The 1,104-nt window shown below is 41.8% G+C and carries 1 protein-coding gene; it reads right to left on the bottom strand.

Features of this window, described 5'->3' with window-relative positions:
* Positions 1-9: 9 nt before the first annotated feature.
* Entirely contained in the window at positions 10-999 is a 990-nt protein-coding gene (locus tag FD05_RS10740) for an IS30 family transposase (RefSeq protein ID WP_020282189.1), read from the bottom strand.
* Positions 1,000-1,104 lie beyond the last annotated feature (105 nt).

The following is a 1,104-nucleotide window of genomic DNA, read 5'->3' on the forward strand; positions in this document are numbered from 1 at the left end:
CTTGAATTGTCAAATTAAGTGCAACACTACATTAAAGAATATTTCATAAGGCGTTTTCCATCCGAGACATTTACGGGGACGATTATTCATTTGTTCTGCATATGCTTGTATCCGGCGGTCAGTAATTGAATCAAGGTCAGTTCCTTTTGGCAAATATTCGCGAAGCAAGCCGTTAGTATTTTCGTTAGTTCCTCGTTGCCAAGGAGAGTGAGGATCGGGAAAGTAGAAGGGCGTACCAAACTTATCAGTTAAACATTGAACTTTGGCAAACTCTTTACCCCTATCCGGGGTAATCGTTAACGATCTACCAGGCCATAGCTTCATTAAGTCGCTCAAAGTATCCGTGACTGCTTCTGAAGTTCTTTTAGCAGCTTTACCAATAAGCAGGTAACGAGATTTTCGATCAACCAATGTAACGACACAAGCCTTTCCGCTTTTGCCTAACACGGTATCACCTTCCCAGTGACCAATTTCTACACGGTTGTCAGCTTCTCGCGGACGATCATGAATCTTGTTGGGGATTGGAATCTTGCCTCGCTTTTCTTGATAAGCTTTATTGTGGCGAGACTTGCCGTGATGCCTTAGATGGCGCACGGCACTAGAGCTGCCAGATTTAAACAAATTATCAAATAAGCCATTGAAAATCCCACGGTAAATAGTCATGGTACTGATCTGCACCGGATACTTTTCGACTGCCAAGCGATTCGATATTTCCTCCGGAGACCAAAGGTCTTCGCAGAAGTGTTCTCTCACCACTTCAAACACCTGAGGATTACTCAAAAGAGAGACTCTGCCACAGTTGCCTTTTCGCTGTTTGTACTTCTCCTGAGCCTTCGAAGGTGAATAGGATTTACCAGTAGAATTACGGCTTAATTCTCGAGAAATGGTTGAGTAACTTTTCTTGATATGGCTGGCAATCTCACGAAGTGAGTTTCCATGATTCCTCATTAAAAAGATAGTTTCCCGTTCATCTATGGTAATATGCTTGTAGTGATCCATGGCTAAATTCCTTTCATGATTGTTTTCGCAAACATCATTTTACAGGAATTTGGCCATGGGCCATTCTTTATTTAATTAGTGTTGCACTTAAAGTGTAAATTCAAG

Source organism: Lentilactobacillus otakiensis DSM 19908 = JCM 15040 (assembly GCF_001434145.1).
In the GTDB taxonomy this organism is placed as follows: Bacteria; Bacillota; Bacilli; order Lactobacillales; family Lactobacillaceae; genus Lentilactobacillus; species Lentilactobacillus otakiensis.